The 24,304-nt window shown below is 40.0% G+C and carries 21 protein-coding genes and 1 pseudogene; 12 read left to right on the top strand and 10 right to left on the bottom strand.

Going from position 1 to position 24,304, the window contains the following annotated elements:
• From RIC88_RS08445 to RIC88_RS08410, 8 genes and pseudogenes are all read left to right on the top strand, one after another.
• Positions 1-331, top strand: a pseudogene (locus RIC88_RS08445) (heavy metal translocating P-type ATPase); the annotation flags it as partial.
• A 143-nt stretch (positions 332-474) separates the two neighbouring features.
• The gene (locus RIC88_RS08440; protein ID WP_350217099.1) at positions 475-861 is read left to right on the top strand and encodes a DUF302 domain-containing protein; all 387 of its coding nucleotides are present in this window, start codon (positions 475-477) and stop codon (positions 859-861) included.
• A 111-nt stretch (positions 862-972) separates the two neighbouring features.
• Positions 973-1,860, top strand: coding sequence for a cation diffusion facilitator family transporter (locus tag RIC88_RS08435; protein WP_350217098.1), 888 nt, complete (start codon positions 973-975; stop codon positions 1,858-1,860).
• 143 nt (positions 1,861-2,003) lie between these two features.
• On the top strand, positions 2,004-2,678 hold the full coding sequence (locus RIC88_RS08430; RefSeq protein ID WP_350217097.1) for a response regulator transcription factor: 675 nt from the start codon (positions 2,004-2,006) through the stop codon (positions 2,676-2,678).
• Positions 2,675-3,961 (top strand): sensor histidine kinase, encoded by a 1,287-nt coding sequence (locus RIC88_RS08425; protein ID WP_350217096.1) that lies wholly within the window; start codon positions 2,675-2,677, stop codon positions 3,959-3,961. The genes RIC88_RS08430 and RIC88_RS08425 overlap by 4 nt, the downstream gene beginning before the upstream one ends.
• A gap of 66 nt (positions 3,962-4,027) precedes the next feature.
• A complete protein-coding gene (locus tag RIC88_RS08420) occupies positions 4,028-4,498 on the top strand; it encodes a PepSY-like domain-containing protein (RefSeq protein ID WP_350217095.1) in 471 nt (156 codons plus the stop codon).
• Positions 4,485-6,896, top strand: a complete 2,412-nt coding sequence (locus RIC88_RS08415; protein WP_350217094.1) for a TonB-dependent receptor — start codon at positions 4,485-4,487, stop codon at positions 6,894-6,896. The genes RIC88_RS08420 and RIC88_RS08415 overlap by 14 nt, the downstream gene beginning before the upstream one ends.
• 2 nt (positions 6,897-6,898) lie before the next feature.
• Positions 6,899-7,528, top strand: coding sequence for an HD domain-containing protein (locus tag RIC88_RS08410; protein WP_350217093.1), 630 nt, complete (start codon positions 6,899-6,901; stop codon positions 7,526-7,528).
• 90 nt (positions 7,529-7,618) lie between these two features.
• On the opposite strand, the gene RIC88_RS08405 is transcribed toward RIC88_RS08410, so the two are convergent.
• The 3 genes from RIC88_RS08405 to RIC88_RS08395 form a co-directional block, all read right to left on the bottom strand.
• Positions 7,619-8,338, bottom strand: coding sequence for a T9SS type A sorting domain-containing protein (locus tag RIC88_RS08405; protein ID WP_350217092.1), 720 nt, complete (start codon positions 8,336-8,338; stop codon positions 7,619-7,621).
• 53 nt (positions 8,339-8,391) lie between these two features.
• Positions 8,392-8,847, bottom strand: a complete 456-nt coding sequence (locus RIC88_RS08400; protein WP_350217091.1) for a hypothetical protein — start codon at positions 8,845-8,847, stop codon at positions 8,392-8,394.
• 159 nt (positions 8,848-9,006) lie between these two features.
• Positions 9,007-10,284 carry a hypothetical protein gene (locus RIC88_RS08395; RefSeq protein ID WP_350217090.1) on the bottom strand — a complete coding sequence of 426 codons (1,278 nt, stop codon included), beginning with the start codon at positions 10,282-10,284 and terminating at the stop codon, positions 9,007-9,009.
• A 178-nt stretch (positions 10,285-10,462) separates the two neighbouring features.
• Between RIC88_RS08395 and RIC88_RS08390 the strand changes: the two genes are divergently transcribed.
• From RIC88_RS08390 to RIC88_RS08375, 4 genes are read left to right on the top strand one after another with little or no spacing between them, the layout of a single operon-like run.
• Entirely contained in the window at positions 10,463-10,984 is a 522-nt protein-coding gene (locus RIC88_RS08390) for an RNA polymerase sigma factor (protein WP_350217089.1), read from the top strand.
• Between the two features lie 40 nt (positions 10,985-11,024).
• Positions 11,025-11,933, top strand: coding sequence for a FecR family protein (locus tag RIC88_RS08385; protein ID WP_350217088.1), 909 nt, complete (start codon positions 11,025-11,027; stop codon positions 11,931-11,933).
• Entirely contained in the window at positions 11,917-14,445 is a 2,529-nt protein-coding gene (locus RIC88_RS08380) for a TonB-dependent receptor (RefSeq protein ID WP_350217087.1), read from the top strand. The genes RIC88_RS08385 and RIC88_RS08380 overlap by 17 nt, the downstream gene beginning before the upstream one ends.
• Before the next feature lie 55 nt (positions 14,446-14,500).
• Positions 14,501-15,562, top strand: a complete 1,062-nt coding sequence (locus RIC88_RS08375; RefSeq protein ID WP_350217086.1) for a hypothetical protein — start codon at positions 14,501-14,503, stop codon at positions 15,560-15,562.
• A 233-nt stretch (positions 15,563-15,795) separates the two neighbouring features.
• Here the strand turns inward: RIC88_RS08375 and RIC88_RS08370 are convergent, their stop codons facing one another.
• The 7 genes from RIC88_RS08370 to RIC88_RS08340 are packed head-to-tail and all read right to left on the bottom strand — an operon-like array spanning position 15,796 to position 24,301.
• The gene (locus RIC88_RS08370) at positions 15,796-16,560 is read right to left on the bottom strand and encodes a LuxR C-terminal-related transcriptional regulator (protein WP_350217085.1); all 765 of its coding nucleotides are present in this window, start codon (positions 16,558-16,560) and stop codon (positions 15,796-15,798) included.
• Between the two features lie 44 nt (positions 16,561-16,604).
• Positions 16,605-17,219: a polyphosphate kinase 2 family protein gene (locus tag RIC88_RS08365; protein ID WP_350217084.1), complete on the bottom strand. Its 615-nt coding sequence runs from the start codon at positions 17,217-17,219 to the stop codon at positions 16,605-16,607.
• On the bottom strand, positions 17,177-17,359 hold the full coding sequence (locus RIC88_RS08360; protein ID WP_350217083.1) for a hypothetical protein: 183 nt from the start codon (positions 17,357-17,359) through the stop codon (positions 17,177-17,179). The genes RIC88_RS08365 and RIC88_RS08360 overlap by 43 nt, the downstream gene beginning before the upstream one ends.
• A 16-nt stretch (positions 17,360-17,375) precedes the next feature.
• A complete protein-coding gene (locus tag RIC88_RS08355; protein ID WP_350217082.1) occupies positions 17,376-18,851 on the bottom strand; it encodes an FMN-binding glutamate synthase family protein in 1,476 nt (491 codons plus the stop codon).
• 9 nt (positions 18,852-18,860) lie between these two features.
• A complete protein-coding gene (gene mqo, locus RIC88_RS08350; protein ID WP_350217081.1) occupies positions 18,861-20,351 on the bottom strand; it encodes a malate dehydrogenase (quinone) in 1,491 nt (496 codons plus the stop codon).
• 9 nt (positions 20,352-20,360) lie between these two features.
• Positions 20,361-23,390, bottom strand: coding sequence for an efflux RND transporter permease subunit (locus RIC88_RS08345; RefSeq protein WP_350217080.1), 3,030 nt, complete (start codon positions 23,388-23,390; stop codon positions 20,361-20,363).
• A complete protein-coding gene (locus RIC88_RS08340; RefSeq protein WP_350217079.1) occupies positions 23,387-24,301 on the bottom strand; it encodes an efflux RND transporter periplasmic adaptor subunit in 915 nt (304 codons plus the stop codon). The genes RIC88_RS08345 and RIC88_RS08340 overlap by 4 nt, the downstream gene beginning before the upstream one ends.
• Between the last annotated feature and the right edge of the window lie 3 nt (positions 24,302-24,304).

Here is a 24,304-nt window from a genome sequence, read left to right as displayed (position 1 = left end):
GGTGGGCGATGGCGTGAATGATGCACCAGCCATGGCCAATAGCACCGTAGGTATTGCCATGGGAGCAGCGGGCAGTGATGTAGCCCTGGAAACAGCCGATATAGCCCTGATGGCTGATAAGCTGGAGACCTTGCCTTTTGCAATCGGTTTAAGTAGAAAGGCTAAAGGCATTATCAAACAAAACCTTTGGGTGAGTCTGGGTATTGTGGCTTTATTGATACCAGCCACGATTTTCAGCTTTGCCAACATTGGTATTGCCGTACTGATTCATGAAGGCTCTACGCTGGTAGTGGTGTTTAATGCGTTGAGGTTGTTGGCTTATAAGAAGTAGTAGTGGTATCAGTGAAAATTCAAGACATTGTCAACTGCCTTTACCAACTAAATAGGGCTCTTTACTTTGTAACAATAGTTACGGACTTTGTTGAGCAAAATTCATATAATGAAGGGAAACAATAACAAAATATTATGTCACACATGAAATATTATAACGAAAAAACATTGACGAATGTAAGCTTCGAAGAAGCGATTCAAAAAGTAACCGAGGCACTAAAAGAGGAAGGGTTCGGTATCCTTACCGAAATTGATGTAAAAGAAACCCTGAAGAAAAAGCTGGATGAAGATTTTCGCCCTTACAAGATACTCGGTGCATGCAATCCGCCTTTCGCGCATAAGGCATTGTTAGCCGAAGATAAAATTGGCGCGATGCTGCCCTGCAATGTAATCGTTCAACAAACCGATGATGGCATAGAGATAGCAGCAGTGGATCCGGTGGCCTCAATGCAGGCTGTACAGAATAAAGACCTGGAAGGCATTGCTGAGGAAATTCAGTCAAAGTTAAAAACAGTTATTGAGAGCCTTTAATTATTAGCTTGACCTTATTCTGAAGTTAAAACATATGCGCTATGAAAAAGAAAAATATAAACGAAGAAAGTTCATCTAAATTGAAGTGCAAGTGCTGTTGAAACTGGCTAAATGAAAAGTAAAAGAAACCCCAATGCCATATCTGAAAAAGGGTTAAAAACCACCCTGATTGGTATTGTTGTAAGTGCATTATTGGCTATCGTAAAAGCTCTGGGAGGAATTTTTGGTCACTCTTATGCACTTATAGCTGACGCAATAGAATCAGGGACAGATGTGGTAACTTCCGCGATGCTTTGGGTGGGCTTGAGATGGTCTACCAGGCCAGCGGATGAAAACCATCCGTATGGACACGGTAAGGCGGAAGCTTTGGTGGCACTTGGAATTTCACTGGCACTTGTGGGTGCAGCCTTTATCATTATAAAAGACAGCATCTCCCATATTCAAAACCCACATAAAACCCCGGCACCTTATACGCTAATTATTTTAGTAGTGGTGGTGATTATAAAGGAGCTTCTATATCGTTTTGTGTTGAAAACTGGGAAAGAAATACAAAGTGGAGCGGTCAAAGCAGATGCCTTTCATCATCGCAGTGATGCCATTACTTCTTTAGCGGCATTCATAGGGATATCCATTGCTCTATGGGGTGGTGAAGGATACGAAGTAGCTGACGATTACGCAGCACTTATCGCAGCAGCATTTATCATTTACAATGCCTACAAGATAGGCCGCCCTGCTATTGGTGAATTATTAGATGAAGCATTAGAGCCTGAATTTCATAAGGAGATAATCCTTCTTGCAGAGCAAATTCCAGAGGTTCAAAGAGTAGAACAATGCCATGCCAGAAAAATGGGATCAGCATATCATGTTGACCTACACATTTGGGTAGATGGTGAGCTCTCGGTAGAGAAAGGACATCAGATAGCTCATAAAGTAAAGGATAGGCTGATTGAAAGTATTTCTCAAATAATTGATGTGCATATTCATATCGAACCAGGTTAGACCACCCTTTACTGATCAGCCATTTAGATTAAAATGAAAAACTATGTCTCATAACCACGATCATTCATATAATGAGTTGGAGGATTGTTAAAAGAGCAGTTAAATTCCAAATTTCTTCTAAATTGAATTCGTAGTTTGCACTAATGAAAATCTTGATCATAGAGGACGAGAAAGAGCTTGCTCAAGACATGGTGAACTACCTTACCAATGAGCAATATCGATGCGAATGGGCATCTGATTTCCAGTCAGCAATGGATAAGGTGTATGCGTATGAATATGATTGTATCCTACTTGATCTTATGCTGCCGGGAGGAGATGGGCTTACTATTCTTGATGAGCTCAAAAAGCAGAACAAGCAAGATGGTGTAATCATTATCTCAGCTAAAAACGCAATTGAAGATAAAGTGAAAGGGCTGAAACTTGGAGCAGATGATTATCTCGCAAAACCATTTCACCAAGCAGAATTAGCAGCAAGAATAGAATCATTGATTAGGCGAAAGCAATTTGATAGCAACAATGTAATTGTTCAAAATGAATTGACCATTGACATCAATGCAAAGACTGTGATGGTTAATGATCAGTCTCTTACTCTAACAAAGAAAGAATACGACCTACTTCTCTTTTTCATTGGTAACAAGAATAGAGTCCTTTCAAAAGGAGCTTTAGCAGAGCACCTTTCAGGTGACTTTGCTGATATGTTTGACAACCATGATTTTGTATACGCCCATGTCAAAAACCTTAAGAAAAAACTCAAAGAGAAAGGTTATGGGGACTACATTAAAACCATTTACGGAACCGGATATAAGTGGGAACAATGACCAAATTACTCAATAGACCATTAAAGGCTTTTGTCCTTTACTCACTGATTATTTTGGCAATCAGCATTCCAGCTTATGTGCTGGTTATTGACTACATCTGGACAAGTGAATTGGATGAAAACAACTGGCTCACCTTGCAACATACCAAACAAAGACTTCAATCCAAACAATTCACGCAAGCTGAAATAGAAAATATCAATCACATTTGGGGAGAGCTGCAACCTGGAGTTTCGATTGTGAAAGTAGATGACAAAATTGTTTCAAAGGACAGTATTTATGAAGCCATTAGACCAAACGTGTTTGATGAGGGTGATGGAGAAGATCGGTTTCGTGGTTTACAATCATTCGTAGAAATAAATGGTCAGCCATACATCCTGACTATCGAAACCAATGTTGAAGAATGGGATGAAACCTTTGCTGCGGTGGCAGTCATTACATTTTTCTTTTTCATCATTCTGATTATCGGTTTTATACTTCTCAATAAGAAAATTGCAACGAAGACCTGGCAACCTTTTTATCAAACATTGAGTTCGCTGAAATCCTTTGAACTTTCTAAAGACCACTCCTTAGAATTGCCTTCATCAGATATTCAAGAATTTCAGGAAATGAACCAGTCCTTGCTTCAGTTGGTAAAAAACAATGTTGATACCTATCAGCAACAAAAAGCCTTCACAGAAAATGCATCACATGAGCTTCAAACTCCTATTGCGTTGCTCAAATCCAAAATGGACTTATTGATCCAGCAGAAAGACCTAACTCCTGAAATCTCTGAAATGCTGAATAGCATAGAAGCACCATTGGCACGCCTCTCCCGAATCAACAAAAATCTGCTCCTATTGGCCAAGGTGGAGAATCACCAATACAGTGATATTGAAGCATTAGACATAAAAGAATACTTCGAAAGTTCCATCACCCTTTTTGAAGACTATTTAGGTGACAAGCAACTCCAAATCTCCAACAATATAAAGGAACCCCTTCTGATCAATGCCAACTCATTTTTAGTGGAAACACTTATTCACAACCTCCTTTCGAATGCAATCAGACATACCTCACAATCTGGTCAAATTGAAATATCCTGTGATGGAAGAATGCTTCAAGTGAAGAATACCGGCAAAGAAAGTTTAGACCAAAATCACCTCTTTGAACGATTCTCCAACGTTACCAAAGACAAAGTGAGCAGTGGCTTGGGGCTGGCTATTGTCCGGGAGGTAGCAAACAAATACCAATGGAAAGTGAACTATCATTTTGAGAATGGTTTCCATGTTTTCTCCATGGAGTTTTAAAATTCCAAATTTCTTCTAAATCGTGTCTGATGTTTGTCCAGTAATTCAAACGTTAAAAATACAATTATGAAAAATTTAGCAATAATCATTGCACTATCGATTGCATTTTCACTGCAATCATGTGCTCAAAACAAAAAGGACAATAGCGCTCCTGAAAAAGTAAAAACTGCTTTCAATGAAAAGTTTCCCGATGCTAAAAAAGTAGAATGGGAAATGGAAAACGACTCAGAATGGGAAGCTGAATTTAAAATGAAGGGAAAAGAATATTCAGCCAATTTCAGCACAGATGGGGAGTGGCGTGAAACCGAATATGAAATAAAAGAATCTGAGATACCGGCAAATATTCGTGCCATCCTGGATGAAAACTTCACAGATTATGAGATCGAAGATGCTGAGATTGCTGAAACACCGGCAGGCATATCTTATGAAATGGAAATTGAAGCGGATGATGAGGAATTTGAAGTTACCATTGATTCAGAGGGAACTTTAACCAAGAAAAAGGAAAGCGAAGAAGACGATGAGAATGACGAAGATTAATCAGATTACCTTCTTAGGCCTTCTGCTATTCCCCTTTGGGATATTGGCACAAAAATCATCGGTTAATGTTTCCGGAACGATTAAAGACAAGGTCTCCAATGAGGCCTTGCCTTTTGTTACCGTTCAAATGCAAAGGCCTGATTCTTCTTTGGTCACAGGTACCATTTCCAATGAGAAGGGGTTGTTCAGTATTGGAGGTATTGAACCAGGTGATTATCTCCTAAAAATCTCGTACATAGGTTACAAAAAGTATATTTCTGCGCTCTATGTTGGCTCTAACTCTGAGTTCATCGATGTAGGGGCAATTGTACTGGAAGAAGATGTACAACAGTTGAATGAAGTGGTGGTAACGGCTCAGCAAGATGCAGTGAGTGGACAAATGGATAAAAAGACCTTTACAGTTGAAGATAATGTAAGTCAGGGAGGTGGCAGTGTGCTACAATCCATGCAGAACCTTCCGGGCGTTACCACTCAAGATGGACAAGTCCAACTCAGAGGGAATGATCAAGTCATGATTCTGATCGATGGTAAACAAACAGCCATTACAGGTTTTGGCAATCAGAATGGACTAGATAACATCCCTGCATCAGCAGTAGATAAAATTGAGATCATCAATAATCCCTCTGCAAAGTATGATGCTAATGGTAATGGAGGCATCATCAACATCGTGATGAAAAAGGAAGAACAAAAAGGCTTCAATGGGAAAGTTGGACTGTCAACTGGACTTGGCGCATTATGGGTACGAAAAGAGAACCTTGAAGGCATTCGTCCACAATATCAAGCCACGCCAAAACTCAATCCTTCGCTTTCATTGAACTATCGAAAGAAGAAAGTCAATTTCTTTTTACAAGCAGACAACCTGTATACAGAGACACTCAATAAAAATGAATTTGTCACTCGTACTTATGATGATGGTACAGTCATTAACCAGCAGCTAAAAAGAAATCGAAACACCAACTTCTTTTCCTCCAAAGCTGGCATGGATTGGTACATCAATGATTATAACAGTTTGACCATTTCAGGATTGTTTAGTCAGGAGTCAATCAAGGATTATGGAGATCAGCCTTTTTTCAATGGAAATGATGGAGAAAATCTCAGGCTATGGCAGTTTTTAGAAGATGAAGTATTGACGGCTGCAATGACATCTGTAGCCTATGAACATAAATTTCAGCAGCCAGGTCACAAGTTGAATGTTGGCTTCAATTACACCTTTGACAGAGAGGATGAAAAGTATTTCTTTACCAACACCCAACCTTCATTTTCCACCGAGGAATCCTTTTTCCTAATTGCTGATCAGAAAGTAGCAGACTTCAATTTCGATTATACCCGACCGTTGAAACATGGCCTTTTAGAAACAGGGATTAAGTTTCGAAGAAGAACCATCCCTACGGATATGCAATTCAATCCTTCCGCATTAAACTCTGTCCTGGACACAGGTGCCGATGGACTGGCTACCTATACAGAAACCATCCCAGCCATCTATGGAAACTACATCTATGAAGTCAAAAAGTTAGAAGCTGAAATTGGGTTACGTGTGGAATATGTGGATTTACAATACGATGTAGATCCAAACCACAATACCTATCAGAGTGATGGGTATGATTATTTGCAGCCTTTTCCTAATGCACGATTAACCTATAGAATTAATGATAGTAACCAACTATCAGCTTTCTATAATCGCAGGGTTGATCGCCCCGATGAAGTGGATATCCGAATTTTCCCTAAATATGACGATGCAGAAATTATCAAGGTAGGTAACCCAGGACTTCAGCCTCAGTTCACCAACAGTTTTGAGCTTGGCTACAAGAATGGTTGGGACAAAGGCTATTTCTACGGAGCGACTTATCATCGGTTTTCCGATGGAACCATCACACGAGTGGCCACCACTGTGGATACTACCAACTTGATTTACAACATATCCCAGAATGCTGGTAAAAGCTCCAATACGGGAATTGAAGTCGTTATCAGTCAGGAGATTACTGATAAAATCAACATGAACTTGAATTTGAACGGGTACTATAACCAGATAGATGCTTTCACGGTTGTCAATCAATACCCGGTAGAAAACACCTTTACAGCTGATCAACAGGAAGTCTATTCAGGAAACATAAAATTGAACACCAATTTCAAGTTGGGTAAAAATGCAGAAGCTCAATTATCTGCCATTTATTTAGCTCCTGACATCATTCCTCAAGGAACCATCGATTCACGATTTTCCCTTGACTTGGGCGTTAAGAAAATGATCCAAAATGGTAAAGGTGAATTGTTCCTAAACGCAACTGACCTATTAAATACAATGGTCATTAGGAAAGAGATTAACGGAAATAATTTCTCATACACCAGTAACGATTACTATGAAACTCAAGTGATTCGATTTGGATATAATTTTAAATTTTAAAGATGAAAGAAATAGTAAAGGAGGTAAGTACTTATTGTAAGGAAATTCTAACTGGGGAAAGATGCTCCTCACTTCCATTTCATAACCTTACCCATACAGAAGAAGTAGTAGATGGCGTAAAGAAAATATGCAAAAATGAAGGTATTGTGGGTAATGATCATGAAATTTTGATCATATCGGCATGGTTTCATGATACCGGACTTGTTCAGAAGTATGCAGGACATGAGGAAGTAAGTATCTCATTCGCAAAAGAGTTTTTACAGGTAAAAGGATATCCGGAGGATGGTATCAATCAAATTGTTGCATGTATAGCCGCCACCAAATTACCTCAGAACCCTACGATCTCTATAGCCGAAGTGCTTTGTGATGCAGACCTTTTTCACGTTAGTACACCAAATTTCTTTTACCGTAAACTGCTCCTACGCAAAGAGTGGGAAACCGAACTTGGTAAGACTTTTACCGACCTTGAATGGCACCATGTGAATCATGATTTTTTGCGAAACCATCAATACTTCACTGAGTATGGAAAGAAGGTCCTCGCTAAAGGACAAGACAAGAATATCCTGAAAGTAGAGAACTTGATTAAGATGTGCAGTCCTGATGTTCCATCAGATGGAGAGGGACAGGTTTGATCAAAATTAGAAGCAAATCATGTAGGAGCAAAAACACTGAGCAGGGAAAATACGAATAAATTATGGGGGTTTTGAGTATAGTAATCTGGTCTAATTAACCACATTTACCCTTTTAATACTTGACCCCTCCTGAGTTAAAATTCTGATTAGGTAATGTCCAGCTTTTAGATCAGTAAGCTCAATATGATCATCAGGATCATCAAAGACCAGTAATTTCTTGCCATTTATACTTAAAATCTCAACTCTTTTTATCTTATTATTGGTCTTGAAATTAACAACTGAGTTTATAACCGGATTTGGGTAAACGTTTATTTCACTGTCTCCAATCTTATTTAGTTTTACTAAAATCGTTTCAAACCACTCATACTGTCCATCATAGTCTACCTGTTTAAGTCGGTAGTAAACAAATCTATTTAAAGCGGTTTCCTTATCGGTGTATTCATATCGCTGATACTGGGAACTGGTTCCATTACCATTTACCTGTGTAACTATGTTAAAGTCTACCCCATTAGAAGACTTGTGAAGTTCGAAGTAGTCATTGTTTAGCTCCGAGGCTGTCTCCCAAACTACCACTATTTCGTCATTCTTGATACTCGCTTCAAATCGGATTAATTCTACAGGTAGTGCGGTTCCTCCGAACGATGGCGGGACATCTGCCGGAAAATCGGGAGCGGTAGCATCCGCCGATTGATCTCCAGCCCCATCTTGTGTTGACCAATTAGTTGCAGTAGCAATTGCAGTTGCACAATCTGCCACTGTGGTATTACATGAAGTACTACCTGTATAAACCATTACATCTTCATCTCCCATTATGGAAGTAGCATTTGTTCCTGCCGTCAGTCCTGTGTTGGTAAGTGTTCCTTTTACACTATCAAATCCATCATTGCTATGGCACTCAAAAAAGTAGTAGGTGTGCTGTCATTGGTTCCTTGAAAAGCATAAAGTACTTCATTGGAGGCATTAAGGTCAATTGTTCCGGATATGGTACCCACGGAAGAGCCATAACCAGGATTTGCTGCACTTTTTGTTTCAAGAAAATTAACCACCGTTCCCGCAGTAATGATTGCACCGCCTGTACTCCATGTTATTTCTCCTTCATTGAGATTATTAAAGGCACCACCACCTCCGATTGGTGATCCGTTCCATTCATTATCAGTAAAGTAGATGGTAGAATTTGCAGGAATATCGACCAAAGCAAGTATAGAAAAACCATCATTTCCATCTGCATTGTAACCTACGAACATGATATCGCCAGCGGTTAATTGTGCAGATAGTTGAAGGCTAAGTAGTAGGGCTATTTTTGCTAGAATGAATCTCATTAAGTCTTAATAAGCTTTTAAGGTAGTAAATACGTGAATACCTAGCTTATAACATTCGATTAAGTAACACATTCTATTGTTAAATAGTAAAAACCCCAGATTTCTCCGGGGTTTTATTACCAAATAGAACAACTATCACTAACCTTTGTCAACCACCAATTATAACTGTTCCAGAACGAGCGTTTTGTTTCCCGAATCTGAAGAACTGGTTAGCTCTACTTTGGTATCACTTGTCGAAACAATATCCCAATCATCTTCCAATTGCTCAAATGGCCCTTCCTCTACTTCAAACTCAATTAAAAGTATCGGCATGTCTGAATTAGTAATGGCCTCCCACTCACCTTCTACCACGACTTGAGTGTCAAGATTATCAGCCCTGAGTGCCTCTCCTGCATCAAAAGAGAAATAGAATCCGGTAAATTCATCTGTCAAATCTGATCCAGTTTTATCTACATAGCTGGTCAGTGTCCAATCCCCTGACATAAGAAGTGTGTTAATGGCAGATTCTTTTTGCTCATCAGCATCATCATCGTCAGTCTCCCCATCATCATTATCCTCGTCATCATCATCTTCTCCATCGCCATCGTCATCATTATCCTCATCATCGTTGATGCCATCATTATCATCATCCTCGTCCTCATCATTTTCTACTCCATCACCGTCAATATCATCGTCTTCACTATTACCTTCACCATCTTCATCCAAATCTTCATCCTCTTCTAGCTCTGCCGCATCCTCCAGTTCGCTCAGAATCTTTACTGATAGCGTGTTATTACCATCTGGGTCATTTGGATAAATCTCAATTACACCATCACCATTTCCATCTTTGGCCTTAGAAAGATCCACAGTTCCATTGACACCAAATAGCGCATCAAGGTTAAAGTCAATCACAATTACAAAACCCGTATTTTCCACAACCAGATCACCACCATTTTTTGTGAAGTTGATTTCAAAATCTTCACGCTTGTCTGTCCAGAACTTAAATGGCACACCCGAAATGTCTCCCTCAATCAAAACAGATTTTCCATCTAAACCTGAAGATGCGTCATTTGAAGGCGCAAGGTCAAACTCGATTTCATCATATATCCCAGCAGGGATTTCAGCCCCGGCAAGATCTACTGCAAGCGTATCTGCCAGAAGATCCAACACGAACGGTCCGTCAAATTCTGGTTCTGAGTGAACTGAATCAGTAGCTGATCGTTCATCTGCCTCATCAATTTTCAGTTCCAATTTTTCAACATTAACCAAAAACTTATCTATTGCAACTGCAGCAGCTATTCTACCACCAGTTGGCGTTGATCCATAAGTAGCTTTTCCTTTAACTGTCATCTTTTTATTAGTATCAATAGCAGGTAACAGGTCTCCGCTTGAATTATTACAACTTACAACACCAAATCCTAGAAAGGCGGCAAGTACAGGGATCAGTTTCTTTTTCATCATTTTCATCATTTTATTTTTTTCACTTTTTAAAGTGCATTTCAAAAAGAATTTTAATTTTGATGATTCTTGAAATGCATTCATCGTTCGTTTTCATGAATTTCAGGCATAAAACCGATGAGGATCCGAAACTCCTACCAGGTCTTTGATTTTCTTTTTGGTTTTGAAATAATCAGATATGAATTTAGAACAAGAATCGAACGTATGTAAGGAAGAAGTTTACAATGAGCTCTTCCGAACCCATAGCAAGAATCTTCATGATTTCCTCTATTATAAGTTTGGCTCTGCTAACAATCCGGGAGATATAGTACAAGAAGCATTTTACAGACTTTGGAAAAAATGCAGGGATATTTTACCAGAAAAGGCCAAATCCTTCCTTTTCACAGCCGCTAATAATAAAATGCTCAATGAGATAGCTAAACGAAAGACGGCATTAGATTATGAAAAGACACCAACCAAATCCCATGATTCAGAAACTCCTGAGTACATTTTTGAGGAACATGAATACATGGAAAAGTTGAAGGAAGCATTAAACAATTTAACGGAGGATCAAAGAGTTACTTTTATGCTCAATCGTGTTGAAGGAAAGAAGCATCAGGAAATTGCGGATATGCTCGGTATCTCCAGAAAGGCGGTCGAAAAGCGTATTTATACCTCTCTGAAAATTTTAAGGAAAAAATTAGGCGATAAAATTGGTTAGCTCGTGGTAGGAAATCTGATCGTTCAACGGTTTTATGGATATGGAGGAAGATAAATACATAAAAAAGTGGTTATTGGAGGAACTTAGCGAGCAGGAGCTGAGCAATTTTAGAAAGAGCAGTGACTTCCAATCACTAATGCGTCTTGATCGCGCATTGATGGCATTTAAATCTCCAGAATATTCAGTCGAAGAGGAACTTGTAAAATCCAACAGCAGGAAAGCAGCCAGTGAGTACAAACATTCAAGGGCAAAGTCTTGGATGAAAATCGCGGCTACTCTTCTGCTGCTGGCAACTATGGTTTACATTTTTATACCTAAAACTGAAAGTGTGATCATACAGGTCTTTGCCGAAACCACAAAATCTATCCTTCTTCCGGATTCTTCTCAGGTCAAGCTTAAAAAAGGCTCCATGCTTTCATTTGATCAAGGTAAATGGAACTCAGAAAGAAAGGTAACACTGGATGGAGAAGGATACTTTGAAGTAAAAAAAGGTTCTCGATTTGAAGTTGTCACTACTCAGGGAAGCATAAATGTGCTGGGAACAGCATTCAATGTGAGGGCATGGGAGGGCTATTTTGCTGTGGACTGCTATCATGGGAAGGTGGCAGTGAAGAAGAATAAAAAGGAGGCTGTCCTCACTGCAAATCAGGGTTTGCAATTCATTGATGGAAGTGGGGGAGAAATAAGAATTTTTGAACCGAAACTTCCCGATTGGATGCTTGGAGAAAGTACCTTTGAGGGTGTTCCGTTAAAAATAGTTTTGAAAGCATTTGAAAGACAATACGAGGTAACTGTGACTGCAAAATCAATTAATACCAACCAATCCTTTTCCGGAAGTTTTACCCATGCTGATATTGACCTTGCTTTAAGGTCAATCACGGTACCGCTAAATTTGTATTATAAAATAAATGATTCAGAAGTCACCCTAATGAGTGAGTCACCTAATTAAAACAACATATTCCGCCTGTTTATTCCTGATCTTTTGTGGGTTATCCAATGTTTTTGCACAAGGCGATAATGGCACAGATGTGCCGGTTATTGATGTATTGAAAGATTTAGAGAAAACATTCAACGTGTCCTTCTCTTTTGCTGACAGTGCACTCACCAATGTTAGGATTTTGCCCTTTCAAGGTGGGGTGCTTGATGCTCATTTGAGCAGCATAGAACAGCAAACGTTGATCGTGTTTGAAGTGCTGAGCGATCGATTTATCGCCGTGAGGTATATCCCTGACAAACAAGTAGCTATCTGCGGTTATATTAAAAGCAAGAAGTCTGGGAATCCGGTTTCAGAAGCGATTATTCAATCCAAAAACGAAATCATTTTTACAAATGAGGAAGGCTTTTTTGAAATTAAAGGTATTGCTGCGAATGACTCTGTACTGATTCAACGACTGGGGTATCAACCCAGAATAGTAAATGTTTCATCCATTCGAAGACAAAACTGTAATAATATTTACCTGACTGAGCGTATTTCGCAGCTTAAACAGGTAATTATTACAAACTACCTCACCCAAGGAATAAGTCTTGGGCCTGGTGGAGTTTTTTCTCTGGAAGCTGAAAAATTCGGTGTGTTACCGGGGCTTGTAGAACCCGATTTACTTCATTCCATTCAGTCGTTACCCGGTATTCACAGTTTCAACGAGACCATCTCCAATATCAACATTAGGGGCGGAACCAATGATCAAAACCTGATCTTATGGAACGATATTCGTATGTATCAAACAGGTCATTTCTTCGGCCTTATTTCTGCCTTCAACCCCTACCTTTCGCATCATGTTGATATTACCAAGAACGGTACCAATGCTGCATACGGAAGAAGTGTTTCTGGAATGATAAATATTAGTTCGGACAATAACATCGTTCAAGAATTTTCAGGAACAGCAGGCGTGAATATGCTCAATGGTGATCTTTTATTGAAAATCCCTGTGTCAAAACGGTCTTCAATCCATTTGTCTGGCAGACATTCTATTTCTGGCCTTTGGAAGACACCTACTTACAATACTTATTTTGAGCGAGCTTTCCGAGATTCAGACTTGTTCAATCCCTCCGCTAATACAGTTATTTCAGATGATCAATTTAGTTTTTACGATTATAGCTTTCACTATTTGATTGACCTCAATGAAACAGATGAAATCAGACTCAATCTTCTAAATATTCAAAATGAACTTCAATACACGGAAGCAGCTACTGTAGGTGGGTCTTTGATAGAAAAAACAAGTAGCCTCAGTCAACAAAGTAGAGCAGGTGGTTTTCAATTCAAAAAACAGTGGAACACCGGATTTAATAGCTCATTTAATCTGTATGTCTCTCGGTATAATTTAAATGCCATCAATAACGATATTTCACAAAACCAGGAACTTAAACAGACCAACGAAGTGCTTGATTTTGGGGCAAAAATTGAAGCCGGAATTATTCTAGGTGCTCAAGCTGATCTATCACTTGGCTATGAAATCAACGATGTAGGAGTCACCAATGAAGAAAACTTGAGCGACCCGAACTTTAGAAGTTTAAAGACGGAAATTGTTAGAACTCATAGTGCATTTGGCCAAATGACCTACGAGTCGAAACACAGCGGAACCTTAATAACACTCGGATCTCGCGCTTCATACTTTGACAAGTTTGGACAATGGCGAATTGAGCCAAGAGCAGCTGTAACACAAGCACTATCTCCAAAATTTTCGGTAGACCTTTTGGGTGAATTAAAGAGCCAGGTTACTACTCAAATTATTGATTTTCAAACAGATTTTTTAGGTATTGAAAAAAGAAGATGGGTACTTTCAAATGATCAGGATATTCCCATTATTAAAAGCAATCAGCTTTCAATTGGCGTAAATTATTCCTATCAAAAATGGCTTGTGACCCTTGAGGCTTATCGAAAAAACGTGAACGCTATCATCACCTCAAGTCAGGGTTTTCAAAATCAATTTCAGTTTGTAAGATCCCCAGGAAACTACCTTGTAAATGGTGTGGACTTTCTGATTAACAGAAAAACGGATCATAATTCTTCCTGGATAAGCTATGCTATTGCAGAAAATACATACGAGTTTCGAGAACTGCAACCAGTCACTTTTCCTAACAATGTCGACATCACGCACTCTTTGGCCGGAGGAACTAGCGTTACATACGAGCGATGGAGTGGATCTGCTGGATTCAACTATAGAATCGGTAGACCCTTTACTTCGCCGAATCCACAGGTGGAGACCATTGATGGTGCTATCAACTATGGATCACCAAACAGTCAGCGAGTAGACTATTACCTGAGACTGGATTTATCTTTAAAGTATCATTTTAAAGTTTCTGAACGGACAAGAGGACAAATTGGTGTTTCAATTTGGAACTTAGCTGATAGAAAAAACACGACTAGCATCTATTACCAGTTGGATCCTAGTGAACAAATAAATCGTATTGAGCAGGAAGCCTTGGGTAGGACGATAAATGTTGGAATGAGATTAAATTTTTAACAGAAACGGTAGGAATAAGCATTGGATGACGGTTTAATATAAGGAAGAAGATCATTTGAAAAATCATATACATATAACACTTCACTTTTTTATCCTCATTTTTCTGGGGACAATTTCTGGCTGTAGGGAAGAGGTGATCGTGGTAGAAGAACCCTCTGAGGAGGAGGTATTAAGTGTTGATGATATCACAATCCAGAATGTTAAGCGAATGCTTCAAATGGACGGATCATTCGATAACATTTTGGATCGGTCTAGCTGCACTTCTGTTGGATTGCCTGTTGGAGTTGTTGCAAATAATCAGGAACAAACGATTAATGACACATCTGATTTCGATTTGATCTTTCAGATTTTTGATGCCTCTGAGGAAGACGATGATACATTATATTTTATTTTCCCAATTACAATAATCTTCGCGGACTATTCGGAACAGCAAGTTTCTAATTCAGATGATTTTTCACAAATCATCAATAGTTGCTCGAACGAAGTAGATGATGACATAGAATGTATAGACTTTGTTTATCCCGTTGAAATTTCCTCTTATGACAAGCTTTCCCAACAAGCCAAAGTAATTGAGTTTAAAGATGATCGAGAATTATATTCATATCTGGACCAATTGTCAGAAGATTTTATCTACGGATTCAGATATCCTCTGGTATTAACCCGGCCCGATATTTCCACAGTTACTGTTAATAACAATAGTCAACTTAATGATGCTATCGTGTCTGCTGACGGAACCTGCGATGAAGACGATGATGTGCTAACAAAAGAGGAGCGTGAAACCCATGACCTTCTGATTTCCGGAATATGGGGGATTTCATTGTTTGAAGATGTGGATGATAAAACGGATGACTTTGCGGAATACTTACTCATATTTAATGAAGATGGCAGTGTGATTGCGGAGATAAATGAAGTGGAAATAGTTGGATCCTGGGAGGTAAGATATGAAGAATCAGACAGTAAGTTGGAGGTAGAATTAGAATTCGACACTGACGAAGAACCGATTGTACTTTTGAATGACGAGTGGGTGATATCTTCCAAGACGGAAGTCACTATCGAGATGTTTTCTGAGGGCGAGGAAGGTGACACAGAGAAGCAGCTCACAATTGATAAAATCTGAATGGGACTAAGAAGAGTGCTTAGATAGATGGCAATCTCTGAATGCTATTGCTATCTAGGCCTTTTATTTATGAGAACCACTCAAAGGAGTTTCATTGATTGAGATAGTCATGAATGGTAAAAAGTTACCATTGTGTACAAAAAACTTCCGAGCTTAATTTGCAATGTAGTGATTAGGTAGTGATTAGATTAACCGGCTAAGGTGAAGAAAGGCAGTGCATCCAGCACTGTCTTTTATTTTTTATAGATACCATGTAAAACAGCATATTTTACAAGCTCTGCAGTAGAATCAAATCCAAGCTTATCCATGATATTTTGCTTGTGTCGATTGACTGTGTTTGGGCTTATATGAAGCTCCAGACCTATTTGACGACTTGTTTTGCCATCCGTCAACATGATTACAACCTCTTTTTCTCTTAAGGTTAAATTAACCGAACTGTCATCAATCGTTTTTTGATAAATAAGTCTGAATTCCTGATCCTTTAGAGAATGAACAGCTGCGGACACATTTCCGAAATCGTATTGCATCGAAAGCTCGGTAACCCTTCCAAAACTTAGTAATGGATGATGATCGTCATCAACCTCCAGCACATGAAATTGCTGAAGAACCCGGATAACCTGACCGTTTTTTTTCACTAACCTGAATGTAACCTGAAACGCCAGGTTTTTGATATCTTCCTTATCATGTGTGGATCGAATTTCCTGAAAAGTCGGATAGACGGTTTCTGCAAGTATTTTTTGATCTTCCACCTCAATAAGATCGAAAAAGGGCTTACTGTTTTTTTGAAAAACAACCGGGGAGTATCCAGTCAATGCGCTAAACCCGTCACTTAGATATTCAAAATTCAGTGTGTGGTAATTGAAAAGATAAAAGATAGTGGGCCCTGTTTCACACAACTCATCTATCGTTGCGTATTTCTTTGCATATCGCTCAATTAGAGCGGTATCCGCTGACCTCCAATTTTTAAGTAATACTTCGAAGTGTTTGTCATAGTCCACAGTAGAGTTATCATTGGCCTTTTATAAAGTTAATAATTTGTGGGTTATTCCAAATCTTTCACTTCATGGTGCACGTTGGCATCTACCACTACATTATTTATTTCAAGGTCGATACCTGTAGCTCCCTTATCAGGATAATCAAGCTGATTGAGGACATATTTCATTGCCTCAAGTCGCGCGATATTCTTATCATTTCCATCAATCACTACCCAGGGACAACCTCTCCAGCTAGTTCTCTTGAGCATCTGATTCTTGTAATAGGTGTAGTCATCCCATCTGAGCTGTGCCTCAATATCCACTGTGCTGAGCTTCCATTTCTTTAGTGGATTGGTCTTTCGCTCTTCCAGTCTGCTTTTTTGTTCGTCATGATCAATTGAAAACCAGAGCTTAAAAATGTGCACTCCATCATTGATTAGCATGCGCTCCATTAGGACAACTTCCTTCATGAAAGTTTCATACTCTGTTTCTGAACAAAAACCCATTACCGGCTCTACTACGGCTCTGTTGTACCAACTCCGGTCAAAGAAAATAATTTGCCCGGGATTGGGCAGTTCTTTGATATACCGCTGAAAATACCACTGACCCTTTTCAGCATCTGATGGTTTGTTAAGTGCTACTATCCTATACCCTCTGGGATTGATGTAGCGAACAAAACGCATGATTGCACCACCTTTTCCTGCAGTGTCACGTCCTTCGAATAAAATAACGACGGTTGACCTGTTTCCTGCACCCAATTTTCCATGCGGATCATCTCCTCCTGAAGCTTTCGATATTCCGGGTTATCCTCTAGTGTGCTCATTTTTAGTTAGCTTTTTTTATTGATATGATTCCCATGAAATAGCTTTTTCTTTACGGTATATGAATTCCCGCGAAAGTTGTGAAGTTTCGGAGCAGCCGGAAGCTGCCATCAACTCCAGAAAATCATTGAGAATTTCTTCATGATAATTCTTTACCCGCTTCCATTTTTCGGATACCACCAGGCCATTCATCAGGTATTTTTTATTGGTGGCCACACCGGCAGGACAGTTGTTAGTGTTGCATTTCAGTGCCTGAATACAGCCCAATGCCAGCATCATTCCACGTGCCGAGTTGCAAAGATCAGCCCCAAGGCACAATGCTTTGAAAATATCAAACGAGGTAATGATTTTAGTAGCTGTGATCACCTTAATTTCTTCTTTGAAACCAAAGTCACGCAGCGTATCTACGACAAATAGTAATGCGCTCTCCCAGGGCATCCCTACATAATTTGAGAAGTCGATAGGTGCGGCTCCTGTACCCCCCTCAGCGCCATCCACGGTAATGAAATCGGGCTTTACCCCCGTTTTCTTCATTGCTTCACATATTTCAATAAACTCAGTTTTATTACCAACACAGAGCTTGAAGCCGATGGGTTTTCCTCCCGAAAGATCTCGCAGGTCGCTAATAAACTGCATAAGCTCTGTCGGGTTTGAAAAAGCTGAATGACCAGGGGGTGACAGCACTGTGGTATTCGGTTTCACGCCACGGATATTGGCAATCTCCTGATTATTTTTAGCAGCAGGCAAAACCCCTCCATGTCCTGGCTTGGCTCCTTGAGATATTTTTATCTCAATCATTTTAACCTCACTTTTACCAGCCTGTACTTTAAATTTTTTGGATGAAAATGTGCCATCTTCATTTCTGGAACCAAAGTATCCGGTACCCAGCTGATATACTACATCGCCCCCCTGTAAATGATAATCTGAAATACCACCTTCCCCTGTATTATGGTAGAAACCACCTTCACGTGCACCAATGTTGAGTGCCTTCACAGCGTTTTTACCCAGGGCACCAAAACTCATGGCTGAGATGTTAAAAAGACTAGCTGAATAGGGCTGTTTACATGCTTTACCTCCTATGATTACTCTTGGCGCCTCATTAAGCTTTGGAGCTGGATAAATACTATGTGACATCCATTTGTAGTCATCACTTTCTACATTGAGTTCCGTTCCAAACGGATGGGTTTCATTCTCTTTTTTAGCTCTTTGATAAACGTAAGACCTGTGATTTCTGTCAATGGGCTTACCATCGGTATCAGACTCCACAAAGTATTGATGCAACTCTGGCGCAATCATCTCCGAAAGAAAGCGTATATGGCCAAGTACCGGAAAATTCCTCAGAATGGTGTGCTTCTTTTGAAGTAGGTCGTAGATGCCAATCATAAACACACTACCAACTGCTATTGATAAGCCAATCACTGGCCATTCCACAATACACCATACAATGGCAAGAATGATAAAAACGACAAGAGAGAAAACAACGATCCTTTTCATAATTAGTAATTATTGAAGGTTTAATACCTGGGTAGTTTTATCCAGCATGGTATTGAATAATTTTTCATCAACCTCAGCTTTCCAAAAGGGCACCATTTCTTTCAAAATATCCTTGGATGTTTCTTTTGACAGCAATTCAGGAAATGCTTGTTCCAAAACCTCCAGCATAATATTAACGGAAGTGGATGCGCCCGGTGATGCCCCGAGCAGGCATGTAATCCTTCCATCTTTACTACTGATTACTTCCGTGCCAAATTCAAGTTTACCGCCTTCAAACTCATCCCTTTTGATTATCTGAACTCGCTGACCGGCTACTTTTAGCTCCCAATCCTCGTTTTTAGCGTCTTTCACAAAAGCCCTCAGTGCGTCCATACGATCATCAAATGACATGGATACCTGATGAATGAGATATTTAGTCAATGGAAGGTTATGCCAAAAAGCACCAAACATTGCTTTCACATTGTCCAGTTTGACCGATTTGAATAAGTCCAGATTTGAACCCTCCTTTAAGAACTTGGGACTAAATCCGGCGAAGGGACCAAAAAGTAACGCTCTCTTACCATTGATATACCTGGTATCCAGATGTGGTACTGACATGGGTGGGTCACCAATGCCTGCTTTACTATATACTTTAGCATAGTGCTGGTTGATCACTGCTTCATTCTTGCAAACCAACCATTCTCCGCTGACAGGGAATCCTCCATAGCCATCCTTTTCATCTATATCCACTTTTTCCAAAAGTAGTAGACTTCCCCCACCGGCTCCTATGAAAATATGCTGTGCCTCCAGGTGTTCTTTATGGCCGGTTTGCTTGTTTTTCATCTTTACCGTCCAATCGATTTTGCTGTCCGGATCAATGTCTACTACCTCATGATTCAATAATACCGGTGTGGAGAATTGTTCTTCAAGAATTTTGAAAAGTGTTTTGGTAAGAGAGCCAAAATTCATTTCAGTACCTCTTTCGATTCGTGAGGCTGCCATCACTTCGTCCTTAGATCTTCCATTCATCATCAAGGGAAACCACTCCTTCATTTTGTCTATATCCCTGGTAAACTCTATGGATTTAAACATGAAGTGGTTTTTCATTGCTTCGTACCTTTTTTCGAGATAGTCTGCATTCTTATTTCCGGAAACCCAACTATGGTGTGGGACTTTGCATATAAATGTCGCAGGATCATCTATCATCCCCTGTGTTTTTAGGTAAGCCCAAAATTGCTTGGATATTTCGAATTGCTTACAGATACTGATAGCCTTTTCGATACTTACATGACCCTTTTCATCTTGAGGTGAATAGTTTAGTTCACAAAGCGCAGAATGCCCCGTTCCAGCATTATTCCATGTAGCAGAACTTTCTTGAGCTACATCTCCAAGTCTTTCTATAATCAGCACTTTCAGGTTAGGATCAAGAATTTTGGTCATCATTGCCAGCGTGGCACTCATAATTCCACCGCCGACGCAGATTAGATCGTATTCCTGAATGGTCTGTTCACGATTCTCCATAACAACTTTTTAATTTTTGTTTTCTTCCTTCAAAAAAACCATTAGCAGGGATGGAAGCACGATCAGTAGTAAGGGTAAAGCGGCTATAAAACCTCCGATAACAGCTATTGCCAATGGCTGATGCATCTGAGCACCCGTTCCTATACCTAGAGCTAATGGCATTAAGGCTATGATGGCTCCTAATGCTGTCATAAGCTTTGGTCTTAATCTGGTAGAAATAGAATAAACCAATGCACTGCTTTTGCCCATATCACCCTGTGAATTTCTGAACTGTAGGAAAGTGAAAATAGAATTTTCCCCGATGATTCCTATGATCATAATGATACCTGTATAGCTCCCAACATTGAGAGGTGTCCCTGTTAGATACAAGCCCAAAAAACTACCGGAGACACCCAGAATTGCAATTACCAATATGATCAATGCCGCCCTTACATCACGAAACAAGAAGAGAATAACAGTAAATACCAGAATACTGGCAATGCCCAGGATCATTAAAAGCTCTCGGAACGACTGTTGCTGTTCAGCGTAAGCACCTCCATATTCTATCGAATACCCTTGTGGTAAGACTACTATGCTTTTTACCTGAGCTTTAATATCATTCATCACACTTCCTAAATCCCTATTGTTGAGTCGTGCTGTAACTGGCACCATGGATTGCAGGTTTTCCCGTTCTATTTCTGTTTCACCTTCGATGAGAACCACTTTTGCAAATTGATGTATGGGCACCTGCTGCCCTCCATTGACTATGATATTACTATTTCGAAGTTGTTCTACAGACTCACCTACTTCAAAGGACGGAAGTAGCCTAATATCTGTTTGCATATTTTCTTTTAGTATGGATCCAACTACCAGACCATCAGTCTTAAGTTGCATCTGTTGGAGAAAGTTGATTGGAGTAATGCCATATTGAGCCAATTTCGCAAAATCAGGCTCCACATTCATTACGGGACCAGCCACCACAATTCCGTCGAAAACATCGGCTGTCCCGGAAACTTGCTCAACAACCGATGCAACCTGCCCGGCAATGGTATGTAATCGACCTATATCAGATCCAAAGACTTTTACTTCTATGGGCTGCACCGAACTCATTAAATCTCCAAGCATATCTCCGATTACCTGACCAAAATCCACGGTTAAGCCTGGGGTAGTGGCTTCAATCTGCTTTCGAATGCCATCTGCTACTTCATTGGACGTCTTTGTTCGATTCTTTTTGAGCTGAATCATATAATCACCCCGATTGGGTTCAGTAATGAAAAAACCCATTTGTGTACCCGTCCTTCTGGAGAAGCTTTCTACTTCCGGTGTGTTTTGAATAATCTCATCCACTTTCGAAAGCATTCGATTGGTTTCATTGAGTGATGTTCCCGGAGGGCTGTTGTAGTCGAGCACAATGGATCCCTCATCCATCTCCGGTAAGAATCCGGTGGCTAGCCGAGGGTATACGAAGTAGATGGCTACAGCCAGCAATGCCATAAATGTAAAACTGATCGCTGGTCTATGGATAAAGAAATCCACCCAGGTTTGGGATTTCACCTCGTGTACTGACTCGGATTTTTTATGGTTCTTTAGCTCAAATGAGAATAACAAATAAATGACCGGTAGCCCAATCCAGCTCACTAAAAATGAACATATTAACGTAATGATCATGGTGTTGGTGAGAATGCCGAAATACGCACCTGCTACACCGGACATTATCACAAATGGGATGAAGATCACGATGGTGCTTAAAGAGGAGCCGAGCATCGCTGGGAAAAGGTAATGGATTGATCTACCGATCAGTTCGCGGGTGGGTACACCTGGATGTTCTTCATGGGTGCGGTGGATTTGCTCCACTACCACAATAGAATCATCTATAATGAGCCCAATAGCGGCCGCAATAGCACCTAGTGTCATGATGTTCAATGTGTAACCAAATTGATTCAGAACAACAATGGTGAGGCCCAGTGTGATTGGTATGGTTAAAAGTATTACTGCGCTGGCTTTGAATGATCGTAGAAAAATGATTGCCACAACTATCGCTAAGAGAAGGCCTATCCACAGCACATCCGTAATGCTTTTTACACTGTCACCTACGAAATTGGCCTGATTGTAAAAAGGTATGAGTTTGGTTGCATTCGGTAGGTCTTTTTCCAATTCGACCAACCTTTTTTCCATGTCGGTAGCCAATTGAATAAGGTTGGCATTAGGCTGCTTCAAAATAGCTATAAGTGGGACATCCTTTCCATTGGCATTTATCCTGATGTACTGCTTTTGTTCTCCGATGTGTATAGAAGAAATGTCCTTTAGTAGTACAACCCTGTTGGGGTTATTGGAAATGATGACATTTTTCAAATCCTCTATGTCGTCAACTGCGGCATCTGTAATTGAGAGGTATAGGCGCTTATAGTCCACTACATATCCATTTGCAGTGATAAAATTTGTTTGAGATAAAATGGATATCACCTGATCAGGTGTAAGTCCCAGTTGGCTTATTTTCGAGGCATCCAACCGTACCTGGTATTCTTTGTTTTTACCTCCGATGACGAGCACAGCTGCCACACCTGGTACACTACTCAAGAATGGTTTGATGGTTTTTTCTGCCAGTAACTTCAACTCAATGCCATCGAGATTTTTATTCTCTAACGAGTAGCCGATAACAGGAAGGATTGACGGGTTCATCTTTTCCACGGTGATGCTGGTGCCAGGGGGCAGGTTACCGGAAATTTGATTGATCTGAGATTCAATTTGCTGCTTGCTCAAATCTATATTGGCCTGCCAATCCATAAATGCAGATATTTCGCAGCTACCCTGACTGGTGATACTTCGAACGGTTTGTAAATCGGGAACTCGCTTGATGGCTTCTTCCAAAGGTCTGGTTACGGTTACCATCATCTTGCCCACAGGTTGCTGGCCATTATCCGCAATCACCTTGATCTTTGGGAATGTGATGTCCGGAAAAAGAGCCGTTTGCATTTTGCTGTAGGTAAATACACCCAGTCCTAGCATAAAGAGCAAGACGACAGAGATAGGAGCCTTATATTTTGTGAAGAAGTCGTTCATTTGTTCACAACTTTTACAGTGGCAGTATCAGGCAATCCAAATTGACCCTTCAAGATAATTTTATCTGTTGAATTAAATTTTGGAGAAATGACTTCTATATTTTCATTGGTCTCTAAACCTTTTTGCAATGCCACCTTAACAGCCGTACTGTCATTGACAAGTTGCATCACCCAATATTTTGTTTGGGTCTCATTTGTTAATACCGCTTCTTTTTTAAGGTATTGTGTGTTTTGTTTCGCCTGAGTATTGACCAAAACCGTAGCATTTAGATTTTCAGGAACAAAAAACAAGGAGTCAGGATGTAGGATAAAACTCTGGACCTGAGTGGCTGTGGAAGCAATGGGTAGCTGTTCCCCAACTGTGGCTTTGAATGATTGATCGCCTGGCATGACTACTTGAAGTTCTGCTCCTCTCTTTACAGCCGAAACATGCTCAAAAGGAACATTCATTACAAAAACGATGGATTTGGTATCAATGATATCTGCAAGCTGGTCTCCTTGTTGCACGAACCCACCTTCCTGAAATCCAACACTATTTATCACTCCGCTCAACGGTGCTTTTACTACTATGTTATTTTCCACATTAAGCAGAGTGTCATTCTTGAGTTTTACGCCTTTGAGCGCTCTTGCTTCCTGAGTTTCCATTACAAACAATGTCTGACCTCTCCTGATCACCTGACCTGGGAGGGCATTCACTTTGATTAAATATCCTGAAATAGGAGACCTCAAAAGTTCTTTCTGCTGATATTGGGAATAGGCATTAAATTCCGTTTGCAAATGCATCTCACCGGTTTGGATGGTAGTCACTTCCACCTCTGGCAAAGCTTGCTTTACCTTTTTGTTTTGATCTGAAGTCTTGCTATTGCATGCTCCTAAAGTCAAAATTATTGTTAATTGAATGAGTCTTTTCATAGG

Origin of the sequence: Ekhidna sp. (assembly GCF_040220215.1) — a bacterium.
Classification (GTDB): Bacteria; Bacteroidota; Bacteroidia; order Cytophagales; family Cyclobacteriaceae; genus Ekhidna.
This window is presented reverse-complemented; position numbering and strand designations above follow the sequence as displayed.